Genomic DNA, 15,265 nt, shown 5'->3' with positions numbered 1-15,265 from the left:
GTGCATCCGAGCTCGCGCCATTCAGTTCGAACCGCTCCCCGTTGCTGAAGTCGGACCTTATGAGTCCATTGCATTGGGAGAGACAGCCATGAACCTCGACTGGGACCTGATCGAACGCCTCCTGCGTGAGGCGCAAAACTCCGCAGGCAAGCCATTCGCGCCGCGGCGCTACGCCGAAGACCTGGCCGCAGAACGGGAAAACGCGGGCGACCCCGTGCACGACCTCGACCACCTGCGTGCCGAGGCGACTCGCTACGAGGCGCGCCTACTGGAGAACGGCTTCATCGAGCCGCGCCCGGAAGACGAAGGCGGCAACGGTGAGAATTTCGTGCTCACTGCTCGCGGCGCACAGCTACTGAGCATGCTCGACAGCAGCATTCCCGGCAGCGAACACCCGCGTGAGATGCTGAACGAGGCAGGCGAAGCGGCGCTGACGCCCGAAGTGTTCGACCGCCTGGCGCCCAGGGCCAACCTCAGCGAAACCGGCTAAGCAGGAACAAAAACGCCGCGCCCTGTCGAGGGGCGCGGCGCTCAGTTGATCCGCTGGCGAGGCATCAAGCCTGGTGGATCAATCCTCGCGGTAGCGGCGCAGCTTCAGCGCCTTGCCGGCAACACGGGTATCTTTCAGCTTGCCCAGCAGGCGATCCAGGCCATCTTCCGGCAGCTCGACCAGGCTGAAGGTCTCGCGGATCTGGATACGACCGATGGCTTCGCGCGCCAGGCCGCCTTCGTTGAGGATGGCGCCCAGCAGGTTCTTCGCGGCGATACCGTCGCGAGTACCCAGTGCGGTACGGCAACGCACGCGACCTTCGGCCAGCGGCAACGGCGCACGACGCTCGCGGTATTCACCACGTTCGCCACCACGCTCGCTGCGCTCACCGTCACGCTCGCGACGTTCACGCGGCGCACCACCGACACCCGGCACCAGCGGCTGCTCGCGCTCGACGGTGGCCAGATCCAGGGCCTGGCCGTTGGTGGCCTTCTTCAGCAGCGCAGCGGCCAGGGCGCGCGGGCTGCAACCGATATCGGCAGTCAGGCGGTCGAGCAGGTCGCCATGGCTGGCTTCGGCATCGGCCACCAGCGGCGCCAGGCTGCTGGTCAGCTTCTTGATACGCGCATCCAGCACTTGCTGGGCGTTCGGCAGTTTGACCTCACCGACCTTCTGCCCGGTGACACGCTCGATCACCTGCAGCATGCGGCGCTCACGCGGGGTTACCAGCAGCAGCGCGCGGCCATCGCGACCGGCACGGCCGGTACGGCCGATACGGTGCACGTAGGACTCCGGGTCGTACGGCATGTCGACGTTGAACACGTGGGTGATGCGCGGCACGTCGATACCACGAGCGGCGACGTCGGTGGCCACGACGATGTCCAGGCGGCCGTCCTTGAGCGATTCGATCACGCGCTCACGCTGGTTCTGGGCGATGTCGCCGTTCAGCGCGGCGGCCTTGAAGCCCTTGGCTTCCAGAGCGGCAGCCAGATCCAGAGTGGCCTGCTTGGTGCGTACGAAGGCGATCAGCGCGTCAAAATCTTCGACTTCCAGCAGACGCAGCACAGCGTTGGTCTTCTGATCGGCATGGATCATCAGGTGCGCCTGCTCGATGCGCGAGACGGTCTGGGTCTTGGCGGCGATCTTGATGTGCTGCGGCTCGCGCAGGTGCTTCTCGGCGATGGCGCGGATCGAATGCGGCAGGGTCGCGGAGAACAGCACGCTCTGGCGGCTTTCCGGCATGGCTTCGAAGATGATCTCCAGATCGTCCATGAAGCCCAGTTTGAGCATTTCGTCGGCTTCGTCGAGTACCAGGTACTGGATGGTCGACAGTACTTTCTCGTCGCGGCGCAGGTGGTCGACCAGGCGGCCCGGCGTAGCCACGATGACCTGTGCACCCTGACGAATGGCCTTGAGCTGCGGGCCCATCGGCGCGCCGCCGTATACGGCGACCACGTTCAGGCCCGGCATCTGCTTGGAATAGGTTTCGAAGGCGGTGGCCACCTGCAGCGCGAGTTCGCGAGTCGGCGCGAGAATCAGCGCCTGCGGCTCGCGCTTGGCCGGGTCGATCTTCGACAGGATCGGCAATGCGAAGGCCGCGGTCTTGCCGGTGCCGGTCTGCGCCTGACCGATCATGTCGTGGCCGGCGAGGATCACCGGAATGGCCTGCGACTGGATCGGAGACGGCTCTTCGTAACCTACGGCGGTCAGAGCGGCGAGAATATTGGAGTGAAGTCCGAGCGCGGCGAAGCCGCCGATTTCCTGGGTCATGGGTCTGCCTCAAGTGCATCCGCAAAGACCCATGTTCCAAAGCTGCGCATGCCGTGTAAGACCTTGTGGGTCACCCTGGCAGCCTGGTCGGCGGGGATTTGCGAAAACGTGATGAAAGTGAATCGTCAAGGATAGTCCGCTGGGGACTGGCTGCCGGGATTAAACTTCCCGGGCGAGTTGCACTACCTGAACGTGGCCAGAAAATTGGCCGGCGCGAACTATACCGGAAATTCCTGACTCGGGTGCTGTTTTTTTGTCGCCAGCCGTCCCACGCGGCCCTGCTGGGCCGCCGCAAGCAACGTCAGAAACTGCCGATCGCTCGACGAAAGGTTGAAGGGTGCGTCACGTAGCCGGGCGCAGCGCCTCGATCAGTGGCTGCAGCGAATAGTCCAAGCGCGGCGCCAGCTCGCCCGCACGCATCTGCAAGCGGCCCATGTCCAGAGCCTGGTCGAGATCCGCCGGGATCAGCAGCACCACGTTGCCCTCCTTCACCGGGCACTCCCAGTAGTGCCGATGATAGAGCCCGCGCAGCAGCGCAGCGCCGAGTGGCTTGCCGTCGTTGCCAGCCCATTGATTGATGATCAGCCAGCCGCCCGGATTGAGCTTCTCGCGGCAGCTCTCGAGAAAACGCCAGGCCAGGTGACCGACGCCGGGGCCCTGGTCGGTATAGAGGTCGAGAAAGATCAGATCGGCTGTCTCTGCGCTGTCCAGCAGTTCGGTGGCATCACCGATGCGAATGGTCAGCCGTGGATCATCGTCGAGACCGAGAAACTCCATCGCCAGGCGCGGCACGTCCGGGCGCAGTTCGATGGCCTCGACATCCTCCAGTGGCAGAAATTTCAGGCAGGCCTGGGTCAGGTTTCCGGCACCAAGCCCGAGAAACAGCGCCGTTTCCGGCTTATCGTGGCACAGCGCACCGAGCAGCATGGCACGGGTGTAGTCGTACTCCAGCCAGCTGGGATCGCCCTGGAACACACAGCTCTGCTCGATGGCATCACCGAATTCGAGAAAACGGTAGGCGCCGATCTGCACCACGCGAATCACTCCGAACGCATCGCGCACTTCGGCCAGCAGCACTTCCTCCTGCTGCTGCAACTCGTCCAGCGGCGGCAATCCTGGCATCGATACCTCTCCCACAGTGACATCCCGCACCAATAGAGCCGGGCTAAAGGCTTCGATTGTCATTGAAGGCGCCGCCTCAGGTCACGCGATAATTCCATGGACGCGTTTTGCGCCGCTGCCGGCGATCGGCTTCGAGCCTGCCAGGGCCCATCAGCGGCAGCGCAGCCAATTCACGTACGAGCCGCGGGGCTTATCGGTTACCATGCGCCTCCGCCTGATCAACCGCTAGAGACGCAGCATGTCGAACGCCTGGAGCCCCGAGAGCTGGAGGGCCAAGCCCATCCAGCAGCAGCCTGAATACCCTGATGCCGCTCACTTGAGCCGTGTCGAGCAGTCCCTGGCCGGCTACCCTCCGCTGGTCTTTGCCGGCGAGGCGCGCGAACTGCGTCGCCAGTTCGCCGAGGTCACCCAGGGCCGTGCGTTTCTGCTGCAGGGCGGCGACTGCGCCGAGAGCTTTGCCGAGTTTTCCGCCGCGAAAATCCGCGACACCTTCAAGGTGCTGCTGCAGATGGCCATCGTCATGACCTTCGCTGCCGGCTGCCCGGTGGTCAAGGTCGGGCGTATGGCGGGACAGTTCGCCAAACCACGCTCGTCCGGTAACGAAACCCTCGATGGCGTTACCCTGCCCGCCTATCGTGGCGACATCGTCAACGGCATCGGCTTCGACGCCGCCAGTCGCGTACCGGACCCGGAGCGCCTGCTGCAGGCCTACCACCAGGCCACCGCCAGCCTCAACCTGCTGCGCGCGTTCGCCCAGGGCGGTTTCGCCGACCTGCACCAGGTGCATCAGTGGAACCTCGACTTCATCGCCAACTCGGCGCTGGCCGAGAAGTACCACCAGCTCGCCGGACGCATCGACGAAACCCTCGCCTTCATGCGCGCCGTGGGCATGGACAGTGCTCCGCAACTGCGTGAAACCAGCTTCTTCACCGCCCACGAAGCGCTGCTGCTGAACTATGAGCAAGCCTTCGTCCGTCGCGACAGCCTCACCGATCGCTGGTACGACTGCTCCGCGCACATGCTGTGGATCGGCGACCGTACCCGCCAGCTGGATGGCGCGCATATCGAATTCATGCGCGGCATCGAGAACCCCATCGGCGTCAAGGTCGGGCCGAGCATGGACCCGGACGAGTTGATCCGCCTGATCGATACGCTCAACCCGGACAACGACCCGGGCCGCCTCAACCTGATCGTGCGCATGGGCGCGGACAAGGTCGAAGCGCACTTCCCGCGCCTGCTGCGCAAGGTCAAGGCAGAAGGTCGTCAGGTGCTATGGAGCTCCGACCCGATGCACGGCAATACCATCAAGGCCAGCAGTGGTTACAAGACCCGCGACTTCGCGCAGATTCTCAGTGAAGTCCGGCAATTCTTCGCCGTGCACCAGGCCGAAGGCACCTACGCCGGCGGCATCCATATCGAAATGACCGGGCAGAACGTCACCGAGTGCATCGGCGGTTCGCGCCCGATCACCGAGGATGGGCTGTCCGACCGCTACCACACCCACTGCGACCCGCGCATGAATGCCGACCAGTCCCTGGAACTGGCCTTCATGATCGCCGAGACGCTGAAGCAGGTACGCCGCTGACCGCCCGTGCCCTGGCTGCCGGCCAGGGCGCGAACCGGCTCGCACTTCTTTTGTGCGGTATCCGGCATAATGTCGCCCCCAACGCGAGCACCGGACAGGTGCTGTAGACGCTACCCAGCCGGAAAGGACTCGCGGCCCACCCCTCCAACAAGGACGATGATCCATGCAACTGCGCACCACCCTCTCCGCTTTCGCCCTGTCCAGCGCCGTAATGCTGACTGGCTGCCAGAACATGTCTCCCGACGCCATGCTGCAGTCCGGCCTGATGGCCGTGCAGGCCGCGACCCTCAGCGACGCCGAAGTACGCAGCATGTCCGACCAGGCCTGTGCCGAGATGGATAGCGAAGCTAACATCGCCGGCCCGAACAGCCCATATACCAAGCGCCTGAACAAGATCGCCAACAATCTTGGCCATCAGATCAACGGCACGCCGATCAGCTACAAGGTTTACCAGGCCGATGAGGTCAATGCCTGGGCCATGGCCAACGGCTGCGTGCGCGTTTACAGCGGGCTGATGGACCTGATGACCGACAACGAAGTGGAAGGCGTGCTCGGCCACGAGATCGGCCACGTTGCCCTCGGCCACAGCAAGAAGGCCATGCAGACCGCCTACGCCACCACTGCCGCGCGCAATGCGGCTGCGGCCTCGGGCAACGGCACCATCGCCGCTCTGTCTTCGTCGCAACTCGGCGCCCTGGGTGAGCAACTGGTCAATGCGCAGTTCTCGCAAAGCCAGGAAAATGCCGCCGACAACTTCTCCTTCGACCTGCTGACCCAGCGCAACATCCCGCGCGATGGCCTGGTCACCGCGTTCGAGAAACTGGCCAAGCTGGGCGGCGGCGACAGCAGCATGTTCTCCTCGCACCCGGGCTCCAGCGACCGCGCCGCCAACATGCGTGCCCGTCTGACTGCCAAGTAAGCGTCATGTTCAGGGGCTGCAACGCAGCCCCTGTTTCATTGGGAGATTGCCATGTCGAGACTGCGCAACAGCTTGGTGTCGTGCATTCTGCTGACGCCGCTCGGCGCCTGGGCCGACTACGACAAGCAGTATCAGGCCTGCCTGGACGCCAGCGGGACGATCAATAACGCCAGCGTCGCCGGCTGCGCCGAAGGTGTATCGGAAACGGTGAAACAGGAGATGAACCACGTCTACCAGCAGCTGTTCCTCAAGCTGCAGGACGACGCACCGCAGGATGCAGTACAGCTGGAAACCGCGCAGAAGGCCTGGCTGGTCTATCGCAATGGCCAGTGCGACCTGCAGGGCAAGCATGTCGGCTCGCCGATGTTTCACTATTGCCCGATGCAGATGAACATCCAGCGCGTGGAAGAACTGAAGTTCCTGCTGAACAACGGCGGCTAGCCAAGCAGCCCGCGCTGACTGACACCCGGCGCCAGCCACACCTCGTCCAGACCCAGCCAACGCGCCAGCGCGCGCAGCGAATCCCCCAGCGCCAGGTGCGCTTCCTCGCTCAATATCGCCTCCTCCAGATGCACGGCATGCACTGCCAGGCGCCCGGCCGCACGCTCACTGCGCAGGTCCACGCGCGCCAATAGGCGCTCATCATGCAGAAACGGCAGCACGTAGTAGCCATACACGCGCTTGGCCTGCGGGGTGTAGATCTCTAGGCGATAGCGGAAGCCGAACAAGCGCTCGGTACGCTCGCGCTCCCAGATCAACGAATCGAACGGCGACAGCAATGCACTGTGGCGAACACGCCGGGGAATACGCGGCTCGCCCCGGCAATAGGCCATCTGCCGCCAGCCCTGCACCGTGACGGGCAGCAGTTCGCCCGCCTCCACCAGTTCGGCGATACGTTGCTTGCTGTCGCTGACGTCCAGTCGGTAGTAGTCGCGCAAATCGCGCTCGGTCGCCACGCCAAGGGCATCGGCAGAACGCAGCAACAGCCGCCGCTGCGCTTCGGCTTGGTCAATGTCCGGGTGATTCAGCGTGTCAGCAGGAATGACCCGCTCCGGCAGGTCGTACAGCCGTTCGAAGCCACGTCGCCCGGAAACCGTTACCTCGCCTGCGGCGAACAACCATTCCAGCGCAGTCTTCTCCGCGCTCCAGTCCCACCAGAGGCCGGCCTTCTCGGTACGCGAGGAAAGGCTGCCGGCGCCCAGCGCACCACGCTCGCGCACAGCCTGCAATACGCTGTCTATCACGTCGCGCCGCTCGACACCGAACTTCGCCAACTGGCTGTAGATGCCCTGCCCATCCGCGGCTCGGCGCATTCGCCAGCGCAGCAGCGGATAGAGATCGAGCGGCAGCAGCGAGGCTTCGTGCCCCCAGTATTCGAACAGACGCCTGCGCCGCGCCCGTCCCCAGGCCAGCTCATCGAGATGCCCGGCCTGGTAATGACCGAGGCGAGAAAAAGCCGGCAGGTAATGCGAGCGTACCAGCGCATTGACCGAGTCGATCTGCAGCACGCCAAGGCGCTCGATCTGCGCCTGCAGTTGCTTGTGCGCGATGGCGCCACGGGGCGTGCGACCGAAGCCTTGGGCTGCCAGGGCCAGGCGCCGAGCTTCGGTGATGGAAAGAGAGAGCGTCATGGCGGCTCAGCCTATCAGGCAGCGCGACTGCGGTCTAAGCGCGGCTGTCGACGGCTTCAGGCGCTGCGGGGAACACCTGGCGAAAGGTGAACGCCTGCGCTGTCGCGCCGTGCTCACGCAAATGGGCCAGGCGCTCGGCTGCCTCGACCACACTCGGCCGATGCCCGGCTGGCACCCACCACAATACCTGGTGCGCCTGTTCGACACGCTCGAACCATTCGCGCCGGCGCTTGAGCATCTCGGTATGCGCCGATTTGTAGACGTAATCGCTGAGTGACTGCACGTCCTGCCAGACCGACATGTTGACCAGCACCTCGTCACCGAATGGACGGATAGTCGTGGCATCGCCCGCTTCGTCCTGCAGTCGCCATACATAGCCGGGCGAGGCTTCGGCCAAGGCATTGATGCGTTCCAGATTGGCGACGAAATCAGCCATCTCCGGTGCGTCCAGCGGCGCCTTCATCCAGGCGATGTTCAGTTGGGCCAAGTGATAAGCGGACAAATTTCCAGCCTCCTTGCGTCAGGGTTGCTGCGGCAAGCCGCGCCAACTCGTAAAACGTCGACGCAACCAGGCCTCACTGCTGACCAGGGTGATACCCGACAGCACCAGTGCCGCACCGATGATGAAATTGAGGGTCAGTGGCTCATCCAGCACCAACACGCCAAAGCTGACGCCAAACAGTGGGGTCATGAAGGAGAACACCGCCATGTTCGAAGCCAGGTAGCGGCGTAGCAGCCAGAACCAGGTCAGGTAGGTGAAGAACGACACCACCACACCCTGCAGCAGGATGCTGGCGATGGCCACGGGAGTCCAGCGCAGTTGGGACAGGTCCACCATCATCAGCGCGTAGCTCAGCAGCAGCACGAAGGCGACAGCCAATTGATAGAACAAGGTCAGCCCAGGCGGCGCCTCGGACAGGCGCGAACCGCGTACGACGACCGTGGTAGCGCCCCAGGCCATGCCAGCGCACAGCCCAAGCGCATCGCCGAGCAGCATCTGAGGGTCGATCTCGGCCCAGTTACCGCCCACGCCAAAGGCCATCACCACGCCAGCGAAACACAGCGCGATGCCCAGCCACTGCAGGCGACGCAAGCGCTCGCTGGGTAGCAGCAGATGCAGGCCAAGCGCCGAGAAAATCGGGGCCGTATAAAGAATCACCGCCATATGCGAGGCCGTGGTGTAGCGCAGGCCCAGCGCGATAAAGAAGAATTCCAGTGCAAACAAGACGCCGGCCAGGATCCCAGCCAGCCGGGTCGAGCTGAGCCACTCACGCCAACCGCGCTGCCACAGCAACAGCAGGCCGACCAGCATGGCGGCCACGCCCGAGCGCAGTGCCACCTGCAACATGGGCGCGATATCATCCGCCGCCAGCTTGATGGCCACCTGCTGGCTGCCCCAGATGGCGCACAACAGCAGCATCAGCTGGAACAGGAAAAAATCGGCGCCCTTGCGTACTGCAGTCATTCAGCAACTCCTGTCATTTGCCACTCACTTTCTCAACGGATCATCCCAGAACGGCCGTTCGGCCTCCTGCAATACATCGGCACGCGAGAGTCCCAGATCCTTCAATGCAGCATCATCCAGCCGCGCCAGTTGTCCCCGCTCGCGGGCCAGTTGACGCCAGCGCCGCAGCATACGCCACACACTGGCCAGTGACGGCAAGCGATCGAAGTGGATGGACTGAGCCAACGCATAACCTTTTTGACCTTTCATCTCTTCGCCCTCCTTGTGGGGTTGGCGTCAGTGTCGGGTCGCGCTTAAGATCAATCCAACGAATGTTTCTTATGCAATACATCTCGAGAATTGATGAATGGCCTTTCACCCCAGTATTGATACCGAATTGCTGCGCAGCTTCGTGGCCATCGCCGACACGGGCGGTTTCACCCGCGCCGCAGAAACGGTCAATCGTACCCAGTCAGCCGTGAGCATGCAGATGAAGCGACTGGAAGAGGACGTGGTGCAGCGTCCGCTGTTCGAGCGCGACGGCCGCCAGGTACGGCTAACGCCAGAGGGCCAGGTGTTGCTGGGTTATGCGCGGCGCATTCTCAAACTGCATGGCGAAGTGCTCAATACCCTGCGCGAACCGCATATGGTCGGTGCCGTGCGCATCGGCACGCCGGATGACTACGTGATGCGCTTTCTGCCAGAGATTCTCTCGCGCTTCGCCCAGGCCTACCCGCTGGTACAGGTGGAAGTGCATTGCGAACCATCCGGCCAGTTGCTGCTGCGCCAGGATCTCGACCTGACCATCGTCACCCGCCAGCCCGGCAAGGAGATCGGCCAACTGCTGCGCCAGGAACGCTTCGCCTGGGCTGTGGCCCAGGGCTTTTGCCCGCACGAACAGAACCCCATGCCGCTGGCCATGTTCAACGCCGACTGCTTCTGCCGCGAATGGGCCTGCAACGCACTGGATGCAATGAGCCGTCCCTACCGCATCGCCTACACCAGCCCCAGCCTGTCAGCGATCTTCGCTGTGGTGCGCGCCGGTCTGGCCGTCACCGCGCAGTTGCAAAGCCTGATCACTCCCGACCTGCGCATTCTCGGTGAAGCCGAAGGCCTGCCGCTGCTGCCGCTGACCAGCATCGTGCTGCTCCGCAACGAGAGCAGCCAGTCCCCTGTCACCGAATGCCTGGCCGACCACATCGTCGAAGGTTTTCGCTTATAGGCGCCCGCCCGACTCCAGCGCCAACATCAGCGCACAGAGCAGCAGAAAGCCGCAGAACAGGCCGCGCAGCAGACGCTCCGGCAGCGAGTGCGCCAGGCGCACGCCCCAACTGATGCTGAGCAGGCCGCCCACGGCAAGCGGCACGCCCATCCACCAGTTGACATGCTGATGCACTGCATAGGTGAACAGCGTGACCCCGGTGCTAGGTAGCGCCAGTGACAGTGAAAGGCCCTGCGCGACTACCTGAGTGGTGCCGAAGACGCTGGTCAGCACCGGCGTCGCCACCACAGCCCCACCCACCCCGAACAGCCCACCCATGGCCCCGGACACACCGCCCAGCACACCGAGCCAGCCCCAGGGATGGCGAAGCTCGCCACTTGCCGGCACCTGAGCCATCAGCATACGCACCAGGTTGTAGGTGGCCAGTGCCAGCAGGAACCCGACGAAGGCCCAGCGCATGGTGCGTGAGTCCATCTCCACCGCATATAGAGACGCCAACCAGGCAAAGAAGAAACTGGTGACGCCGAGCACCAGGGCATGCCGCAGATCGATGCGATTTCGCTGGTGGTAACGCCAGATCGCCAACATAACGTTCGGCACCACCATCACCAACGCAGTCCCCTGGGCCAGTTGCTGATCGAGCCCGAAGACGATACCCAGCACCGGAATGGCGATCAGGCCGCCGCCGATGCCGAACAAGCCGCCCAGAGTTCCCAAACCAAGGCCCAGCAACAGATTCAGCAACAGGTCGAACAGATTCATGACACCTCCAGACAGTGGGCGCATGTTAATCAGTCGTGGCTAGCGCGGAAACGCACAGCAACGCACAATGGCTTTGCTTATTTTGCACAAGCAGATTGCCATGAACCCTGATGCCCTGACCGACCAACTGGAACTCTTTCTCGACGTACTGGAGACCGGCAGCTTCTCCGCGGCCGCCAGGCGCCATCCGCTCACGCCTTCGGCAGTCGCGCGGCGCATCGACGCCCTTGAGCGCGCCATGGGCAGCAGTCTGTTCAGTCGCACGACCCACGCGGTACGCGTCACCCCGGCCGGCCTGGCGTTCGCCGAACGCGCCAGGCGTATCCTCGCCGAGTTGCACCTGGCACGCGCCGAAGCAGTGTCGCTGAGCAGCGCACCGGAAGGCCTGATCCGAATCGACGCGCCCTCACCCTTCGGTCGTCGCCATCTGGCCCCGGCGATTGCCGAGTTCCTTCGCGCCAACCCCGGCCTGGATGTACAACTGCGCCTGATCGACAGCTTCATCGACCTGCAGGGCGAGCACCTGGGCGAGGTGGATATCGTCGTGCGTATCGGTCCGCTACCGGATAGCCGCCTGGTCGCAACACCCCTGGCATCCATGACTCGCATCGTCTGCGCCAGCCCGGACTACCTGCGCCGCCGTGGCATCCCGCGCAGCCCACTGGAGCTGGAACAACACGACGGCCTCGATTGGGACAGCCTGGCGCCGCCCTACGCCTGGCGTTTCGAGGTCGACGGCAAGCTGCAGCTGTGCAAGCCGAAACGCCTGCGGCAGACCAGCAACAATGCCGAAACCCTGCTGTTCAGCGCCCTCGCCGGCCTTGGCGTGGCCCACCTGCCCACTTGGATGAGCAGCGAACATCTGCAGCGCGGCGAGCTGATCCCGCTGTTCTGCGAACATGGCCTGCCGCCTGTCGAGCCGGTAAGCATCTACGCCCTGCGCTTGGAGCGCGAAGCCAGCCCACGCACCCGCTTGCTGCTGAGTTTTCTCAAGCAGCGCTTCGGCTTTCCACCACCCTGGGACCTGGCGCTACAGGCCGGCCTGGCCATCGCGCAACAATGACCGCGGTAGCGGCTGAGTGGCATTTGGTTTCAGCCGCGAAGGCCTTCTGACAAAAAGCGAGCACAAAAAACCCGGCGCCTAGGCCGGGTTTTTCGTCAAGCTCAAGCTCAGGCTGGCGCCTGGGTGCGGCCCTTGTAGGAACCGTCACGGGTATCGATCTCGATCCAGTCGTCGATGTCGACGAACTCGGCAACCTTGATCTCGGTACCGTTGCGCAGCTTGGCAGGCTTCATGACCTTGCCGGAAGTGTCGCCGCGAGCAGCGTTCTCGGTGTAGACAACCTGACGCACGATGGTGGTCGGCAGGTCGACGGAGATCACTTTGCCTTCGAAGAACACGGCTTCGCAGACATCGCTCATGCCTTCTTCGATGAACGGCAGAACGCTTTCCAGATCTTCGGAACGCAGCTCGTAGGAGTTGTACTCCGGATCCATGAACACGTAGTCCTCACCGCTGATGTAGGACAGGTTCACTTCCTTGCGCTCGAGAATCACCGGCTCCATCTTGTCGTCGGCTTTGTAGACGGTCTCGGTCTTGGAACCGTTGAGCAGGTTCTTCAGCTTCATCTTGACGATGGCGCTGTTACGACCGGACTTGGTGAACTCGGCCTTCTGGATCAGCCACGGCTGGCCGTCGATCAGGGCCACGCTGTTGACTCTCATTTCTTGTGCAGTTTTCATGCGGATATCCGAAATATGCGGGAGGTACAGAAATCTAGGCCGCGTATGATAGCCAATTTCGGTAAAACTGTTCCAGCGCCGTGGCAAGATCCGACCGAGCGGCCTGATCGTCACACCATTGCTCGGCGTGCTGCTGCAGCGCCGGCCAGGTTTCCAAGAAGGCAGGCCAGGCCGTTTGCATCCCTTCGCCGGCATTCCAGGCCCGCCATAACGCGGCTTGGGCGGCAACTGCTTCTGGCGTCAGAACGGCGCTATAGATCGCCATAAATGCCTCGAGCTTGTGCCAATGCGCCCCTTCCTCCTGCGGGTAGATATGCCAGAGCAGTGGCCGACCAGCCCACTGCGCACGGATGAAGGAGTCCTCACCGCGCACCGCATTGAAGTCACAGCACCAAAGCAGACGGTCATAATCGTCCTGAGCCACGAACGGCAGCACATGAATCGACAGACTGCCGCGCTGCCGCTGATCTCCCGGCCCCAGTTGCGCGTCACCCAACCAGGCCTGCAGATCGACCAGAACCTTGCCCTGCGGCACCAGCAACTGAGTCGCTTGCGGCGCGACTGCAAGCGCATCCAGCCAGCCCGCCAGGCCTGCATTCTCGTAGGCGAACAGTGAAATCAGCCTCGCACCTGCTTCGCGCTCCACACCGAGCGCCAGCAGGAAAGCCTGCTGAGCCGACGTGTCAGCCTGAAAGGCACGTCGTCGCGCCAGCAGATCGGCCTCGCGCAGCAAACCGCCCGTGCCCTCCACGAACCCCGGAAAGAAGAAGAACTTCTGCAAGCCTCCTGGCTGCAGCGATGGCAGGCCATGGCAGCCTGCGACCCACTCCTCGGCGCTGAGATACTCCAGGTTCAGCCACAAACGCCGGCCGCCATTGCCGGCCATCAACTCTATATAAGACGGCGGCAACTGGCAGGCAAAGGCCTCGATCACCACATCGGCTGGCTCGACCAGAGGGAAAGGTTCACACCACTGACGCACCTCGACGCCAGAGCAATGCTGGCTCTCGACACTGGCACTTGCGTCAGGACACAAGCGCACGAATGCCCCCAGATCATCGACCCAAAGGCGCAGCGCATGCCCCTGCTCGGCCGCAAGTTGCCGGGCCAGCCGCCAGGTCACGCCGATATCACCGTAGTTGTCCACCACGCTGCAGAAGATGTCCCACCTGGCCACACTGCACCCCTTCAGAAAATGATCGCCATTCTAACCGGCGAGCAAGAAAAAGCCCGCCAGAGGCGGGCCAAGGGGAGCGCTGGAGCGAGCGCGGGATAAAACAGTGAAGTCAGGCCAGCAGCGAATCGCCCTCACGGCGTATCGCACTGCTGAGCAGCCAGACCGCCTGGCACGCCAACGCGGCCTCACGAGACGCGAAGGGACCGGCTTTCGGCTGACCGTCTACCATGACCAGCCAGCACGCCATATGACCATCGGACCGGAGCTCAGCCGGTACGGCGCTACCAACCAGGGAAACCACATCGACACGGGACATCATGACCTCCAATCCAACTCAATCTCTGTTGGACTGAACATTAGGCCGATGCCTCGTCAGACAGAAATCAGTGCGCTTGATAGTGACCATGGATATTGCCAATGGCTGGCGCAGATGCCCGGCAAACGGCGTCGGCAAACCTATCACGCCATCTCGTCATTCTCGCGCGGCAGGGCGCTTGGCTCCCCTCTCCCATTCATGGGAGAGGGGCTGGGGGAGAGGGCTGAAACCCACGCGAATCTGCAGTGCGGCACTCTTCCCAGAGACAGGAGAAGATTAGGCTCCCTCACCTACTACATTCGCTATTCGGCCCTATGATTTCGACACTTTCTCGACACTGCCAGCAAAACTCGCGCTATGATCTTTGGCAAAATTTGGCAAGAGGCACACCCAATGAGCACCATGAACATCTCCCTGCCAGACGCTCTCAAAAGCTTTGTCGATGAACAGGTGAACCAGCGCGGTTACGGCACCAGCAGCGAATACGTGCGCGAGCTGATTCGCAAGGATCAAGATCGCCAACACCTGCGTAGCCTGCTGCTTGCCGGTGCTGCCTCTGCCCCTGCCGCCCCTGCCGATGCTGACTACTTCGAATCGCTCCGTGCTCGCGTGCGGAACGCTCAAGGATGAAGCAAAAGCCCATCATCCCGCGTGAGTTAGCCAACAGAGACGTAGACAGCGCGATTGCCTACTACCTGGAAGAACAGGCCGAGAAAGCCGCACTAGGCTTCGTTGATGCCCTGGAGAGAGCCTATAAGCAGATCAGCCGCCATCCTGCCTCCAGCTCTGCACGCTACGCCCATGAATTGGATCTGCCCGGCTTGCGCTCCTGGCCGCTTCAGCGCTATCCCTACCTTGTGTTCTATGTCGAGCAAGACACCCACATCGATGTTTGGCGCGTACTGCACGAAATGAAAGATCTGCCCAAATGGCTGAGCACCTCAGAAGAGAGCTAGTTGTGATCTCTCAGTAGGTTGTTCATCCGGGGCATTCCCGGAATTCTGGAAGCGCGACCAACACAGCCTTCCAGGAGCCCCGGATGAACCTGCATAAACATGCCCGTCTTACCCCGCGAGGTCGAGCC

Annotated in this window: 18 protein-coding genes; 8 read left to right on the top strand and 10 right to left on the bottom strand. The window is 62.9% G+C overall.

Annotated features, from left to right (window positions below; all coding sequences use genetic code 11):
- Positions 1 to 88: 88 nt before the first annotated feature.
- Complete coding sequence (locus ACN8M7_RS07410; protein ID WP_490260317.1) at positions 89 to 490, top strand: transcriptional regulator; 402 nt, start codon at positions 89 to 91, stop codon at positions 488 to 490.
- A gap of 78 nt (positions 491 to 568) precedes the next feature.
- Here the strand turns inward: ACN8M7_RS07410 and ACN8M7_RS07405 are convergent, their stop codons facing one another.
- Both ACN8M7_RS07405 and ACN8M7_RS07400 read right to left on the bottom strand, forming a co-directional pair.
- Complete coding sequence (locus ACN8M7_RS07405) at positions 569 to 2,260, bottom strand: DEAD/DEAH box helicase (protein ID WP_490260316.1); 1,692 nt, start codon at positions 2,258 to 2,260, stop codon at positions 569 to 571.
- A 342-nt stretch (positions 2,261 to 2,602) separates the two neighbouring features.
- Positions 2,603 to 3,382 carry a spermidine synthase gene (locus tag ACN8M7_RS07400; RefSeq protein ID WP_490260315.1) on the bottom strand — a complete coding sequence of 260 codons (780 nt, stop codon included), beginning with the start codon at positions 3,380 to 3,382 and terminating at the stop codon, positions 2,603 to 2,605.
- Between the two features lie 238 nt (positions 3,383 to 3,620).
- Here ACN8M7_RS07400 and ACN8M7_RS07395 point away from each other — a divergent pair, with 238 nt between their 5' ends.
- The 3 genes from ACN8M7_RS07395 (at position 3,621) to ACN8M7_RS07385 (ending at position 6,327) form a co-directional block, all read left to right on the top strand.
- Positions 3,621 to 4,967 (top strand): class II 3-deoxy-7-phosphoheptulonate synthase, encoded by a 1,347-nt coding sequence (locus ACN8M7_RS07395; protein ID WP_061239531.1) that lies wholly within the window; start codon positions 3,621 to 3,623, stop codon positions 4,965 to 4,967.
- Between the two features lie 163 nt (positions 4,968 to 5,130).
- Entirely contained in the window at positions 5,131 to 5,886 is a 756-nt protein-coding gene (loiP, locus tag ACN8M7_RS07390; protein WP_490260314.1) for a metalloprotease LoiP, read from the top strand.
- A 51-nt stretch (positions 5,887 to 5,937) separates the two neighbouring features.
- Positions 5,938 to 6,327, top strand: coding sequence for a lysozyme inhibitor LprI family protein (locus ACN8M7_RS07385; RefSeq protein ID WP_490260313.1), 390 nt, complete (start codon positions 5,938 to 5,940; stop codon positions 6,325 to 6,327).
- Here ACN8M7_RS07385 and ACN8M7_RS07380 read toward each other — a convergent pair.
- The 4 genes from ACN8M7_RS07380 to ACN8M7_RS07365 are packed head-to-tail and all read right to left on the bottom strand — an operon-like array spanning position 6,324 to position 9,231.
- A complete protein-coding gene (locus tag ACN8M7_RS07380) occupies positions 6,324 to 7,517 on the bottom strand; it encodes a winged helix-turn-helix domain-containing protein (protein WP_490260312.1) in 1,194 nt (397 codons plus the stop codon). The genes ACN8M7_RS07385 and ACN8M7_RS07380 overlap by 4 nt on opposite strands.
- A gap of 34 nt (positions 7,518 to 7,551) precedes the next feature.
- Positions 7,552 to 8,019, bottom strand: a complete 468-nt coding sequence (locus ACN8M7_RS07375; RefSeq protein ID WP_490260311.1) for a DUF3291 domain-containing protein — start codon at positions 8,017 to 8,019, stop codon at positions 7,552 to 7,554.
- Between the two features lie 18 nt (positions 8,020 to 8,037).
- Positions 8,038 to 8,982 carry a DMT family transporter gene (locus tag ACN8M7_RS07370; protein WP_490260310.1) on the bottom strand — a complete coding sequence of 315 codons (945 nt, stop codon included), beginning with the start codon at positions 8,980 to 8,982 and terminating at the stop codon, positions 8,038 to 8,040.
- 24 nt (positions 8,983 to 9,006) lie between these two features.
- Positions 9,007 to 9,231, bottom strand: a complete 225-nt coding sequence (locus ACN8M7_RS07365) for a DUF1127 domain-containing protein (RefSeq protein WP_061239542.1) — start codon at positions 9,229 to 9,231, stop codon at positions 9,007 to 9,009.
- A 97-nt stretch (positions 9,232 to 9,328) separates the two neighbouring features.
- Between ACN8M7_RS07365 and ACN8M7_RS07360 the strand changes: the two genes are divergently transcribed.
- Positions 9,329 to 10,183: a LysR family transcriptional regulator gene (locus ACN8M7_RS07360; RefSeq protein ID WP_061239544.1), complete on the top strand. Its 855-nt coding sequence runs from the start codon at positions 9,329 to 9,331 to the stop codon at positions 10,181 to 10,183.
- Here ACN8M7_RS07360 and ACN8M7_RS07355 read toward each other — a convergent pair.
- On the bottom strand, positions 10,178 to 10,945 hold the full coding sequence (locus ACN8M7_RS07355) for a sulfite exporter TauE/SafE family protein (protein ID WP_490260309.1): 768 nt from the start codon (positions 10,943 to 10,945) through the stop codon (positions 10,178 to 10,180). The two genes, ACN8M7_RS07360 and ACN8M7_RS07355, sit on opposite strands and share 6 nt — an antisense overlap.
- A 100-nt stretch (positions 10,946 to 11,045) precedes the next feature.
- On the opposite strand from ACN8M7_RS07355, the gene ACN8M7_RS07350 reads away from it, so the two are divergent.
- Positions 11,046 to 12,008, top strand: coding sequence for a LysR family transcriptional regulator (locus ACN8M7_RS07350; RefSeq protein ID WP_490260308.1), 963 nt, complete (start codon positions 11,046 to 11,048; stop codon positions 12,006 to 12,008).
- Between the two features lie 107 nt (positions 12,009 to 12,115).
- Here the strand turns inward: ACN8M7_RS07350 and efp are convergent, their stop codons facing one another.
- The 3 genes from efp to ACN8M7_RS07335 all read right to left on the bottom strand — a co-directional run bounded on the left by efp (position 12,116) and on the right by ACN8M7_RS07335 (position 14,181).
- Positions 12,116 to 12,688 (bottom strand): elongation factor P, encoded by a 573-nt coding sequence (efp, locus tag ACN8M7_RS07345; protein ID WP_003460252.1) that lies wholly within the window; start codon positions 12,686 to 12,688, stop codon positions 12,116 to 12,118.
- 34 nt (positions 12,689 to 12,722) lie between these two features.
- On the bottom strand, positions 12,723 to 13,865 hold the full coding sequence (gene earP / locus ACN8M7_RS07340) for an elongation factor P maturation arginine rhamnosyltransferase EarP (RefSeq protein WP_490260307.1): 1,143 nt from the start codon (positions 13,863 to 13,865) through the stop codon (positions 12,723 to 12,725).
- 109 nt (positions 13,866 to 13,974) lie between these two features.
- The gene (locus ACN8M7_RS07335; RefSeq protein WP_061238256.1) at positions 13,975 to 14,181 is read right to left on the bottom strand and encodes a hypothetical protein; all 207 of its coding nucleotides are present in this window, start codon (positions 14,179 to 14,181) and stop codon (positions 13,975 to 13,977) included.
- Positions 14,182 to 14,574: 393 nt separating this feature from the next.
- Between ACN8M7_RS07335 and ACN8M7_RS07330 the strand changes: the two genes are divergently transcribed.
- Positions 14,575 to 14,811 (top strand): type II toxin-antitoxin system ParD family antitoxin, encoded by a 237-nt coding sequence (locus ACN8M7_RS07330; RefSeq protein WP_090433382.1) that lies wholly within the window; start codon positions 14,575 to 14,577, stop codon positions 14,809 to 14,811.
- The gene (locus ACN8M7_RS07325) at positions 14,808 to 15,137 is read left to right on the top strand and encodes a type II toxin-antitoxin system RelE/ParE family toxin (protein ID WP_490260306.1); all 330 of its coding nucleotides are present in this window, start codon (positions 14,808 to 14,810) and stop codon (positions 15,135 to 15,137) included. The genes ACN8M7_RS07330 and ACN8M7_RS07325 overlap by 4 nt, the downstream gene beginning before the upstream one ends.
- The last annotated feature ends 128 nt before the right edge of the window (positions 15,138 to 15,265 follow it).

The organism is Pseudomonas spartinae (genome assembly GCF_965197125.1).
Classification (GTDB): domain Bacteria; phylum Pseudomonadota; class Gammaproteobacteria; order Pseudomonadales; family Pseudomonadaceae; genus Aquipseudomonas; species Aquipseudomonas composti_A.
This window is presented reverse-complemented; position numbering and strand designations above follow the sequence as displayed.

Excerpts from the sequence above, each read along its gene's own strand:
- ACN8M7_RS07410 (WP_490260317.1), top strand. The coding sequence starts at position 89 with ATGAACCTCGACTGGGACCTGATCGAACGCCTCCTGCGTGAGGCGCAA.
- ACN8M7_RS07405 (WP_490260316.1), bottom strand. The coding sequence starts at position 2,260 with ATGACCCAGGAAATCGGCGGCTTCGCCGCGCTCGGACTTCACTCCAAT.
- ACN8M7_RS07400 (WP_490260315.1), bottom strand. The coding sequence starts at position 3,382 with ATGCCAGGATTGCCGCCGCTGGACGAGTTGCAGCAGCAGGAGGAAGTG.
- ACN8M7_RS07395 (WP_061239531.1), top strand. The coding sequence starts at position 3,621 with ATGTCGAACGCCTGGAGCCCCGAGAGCTGGAGGGCCAAGCCCATCCAG.
- loiP (WP_490260314.1), top strand. The coding sequence starts at position 5,131 with ATGCAACTGCGCACCACCCTCTCCGCTTTCGCCCTGTCCAGCGCCGTA.
- ACN8M7_RS07385 (WP_490260313.1), top strand. The coding sequence starts at position 5,938 with ATGTCGAGACTGCGCAACAGCTTGGTGTCGTGCATTCTGCTGACGCCG.
- ACN8M7_RS07380 (WP_490260312.1), bottom strand. The coding sequence starts at position 7,517 with ATGACGCTCTCTCTTTCCATCACCGAAGCTCGGCGCCTGGCCCTGGCA.
- ACN8M7_RS07370 (WP_490260310.1), bottom strand. The coding sequence starts at position 8,982 with ATGACTGCAGTACGCAAGGGCGCCGATTTTTTCCTGTTCCAGCTGATG.
- ACN8M7_RS07365 (WP_061239542.1), bottom strand. The coding sequence starts at position 9,231 with ATGAAAGGTCAAAAAGGTTATGCGTTGGCTCAGTCCATCCACTTCGAT.
- ACN8M7_RS07360 (WP_061239544.1), top strand. The coding sequence starts at position 9,329 with ATGGCCTTTCACCCCAGTATTGATACCGAATTGCTGCGCAGCTTCGTG.
- ACN8M7_RS07355 (WP_490260309.1), bottom strand. The coding sequence starts at position 10,945 with ATGAATCTGTTCGACCTGTTGCTGAATCTGTTGCTGGGCCTTGGTTTG.
- ACN8M7_RS07350 (WP_490260308.1), top strand. The coding sequence starts at position 11,046 with ATGAACCCTGATGCCCTGACCGACCAACTGGAACTCTTTCTCGACGTA.
- efp (WP_003460252.1), bottom strand. The coding sequence starts at position 12,688 with ATGAAAACTGCACAAGAAATGAGAGTCAACAGCGTGGCCCTGATCGAC.
- ACN8M7_RS07335 (WP_061238256.1), bottom strand. The coding sequence starts at position 14,181 with ATGTCCCGTGTCGATGTGGTTTCCCTGGTTGGTAGCGCCGTACCGGCT.
- ACN8M7_RS07330 (WP_090433382.1), top strand. The coding sequence starts at position 14,575 with ATGAGCACCATGAACATCTCCCTGCCAGACGCTCTCAAAAGCTTTGTC.
- ACN8M7_RS07325 (WP_490260306.1), top strand. The coding sequence starts at position 14,808 with ATGAAGCAAAAGCCCATCATCCCGCGTGAGTTAGCCAACAGAGACGTA.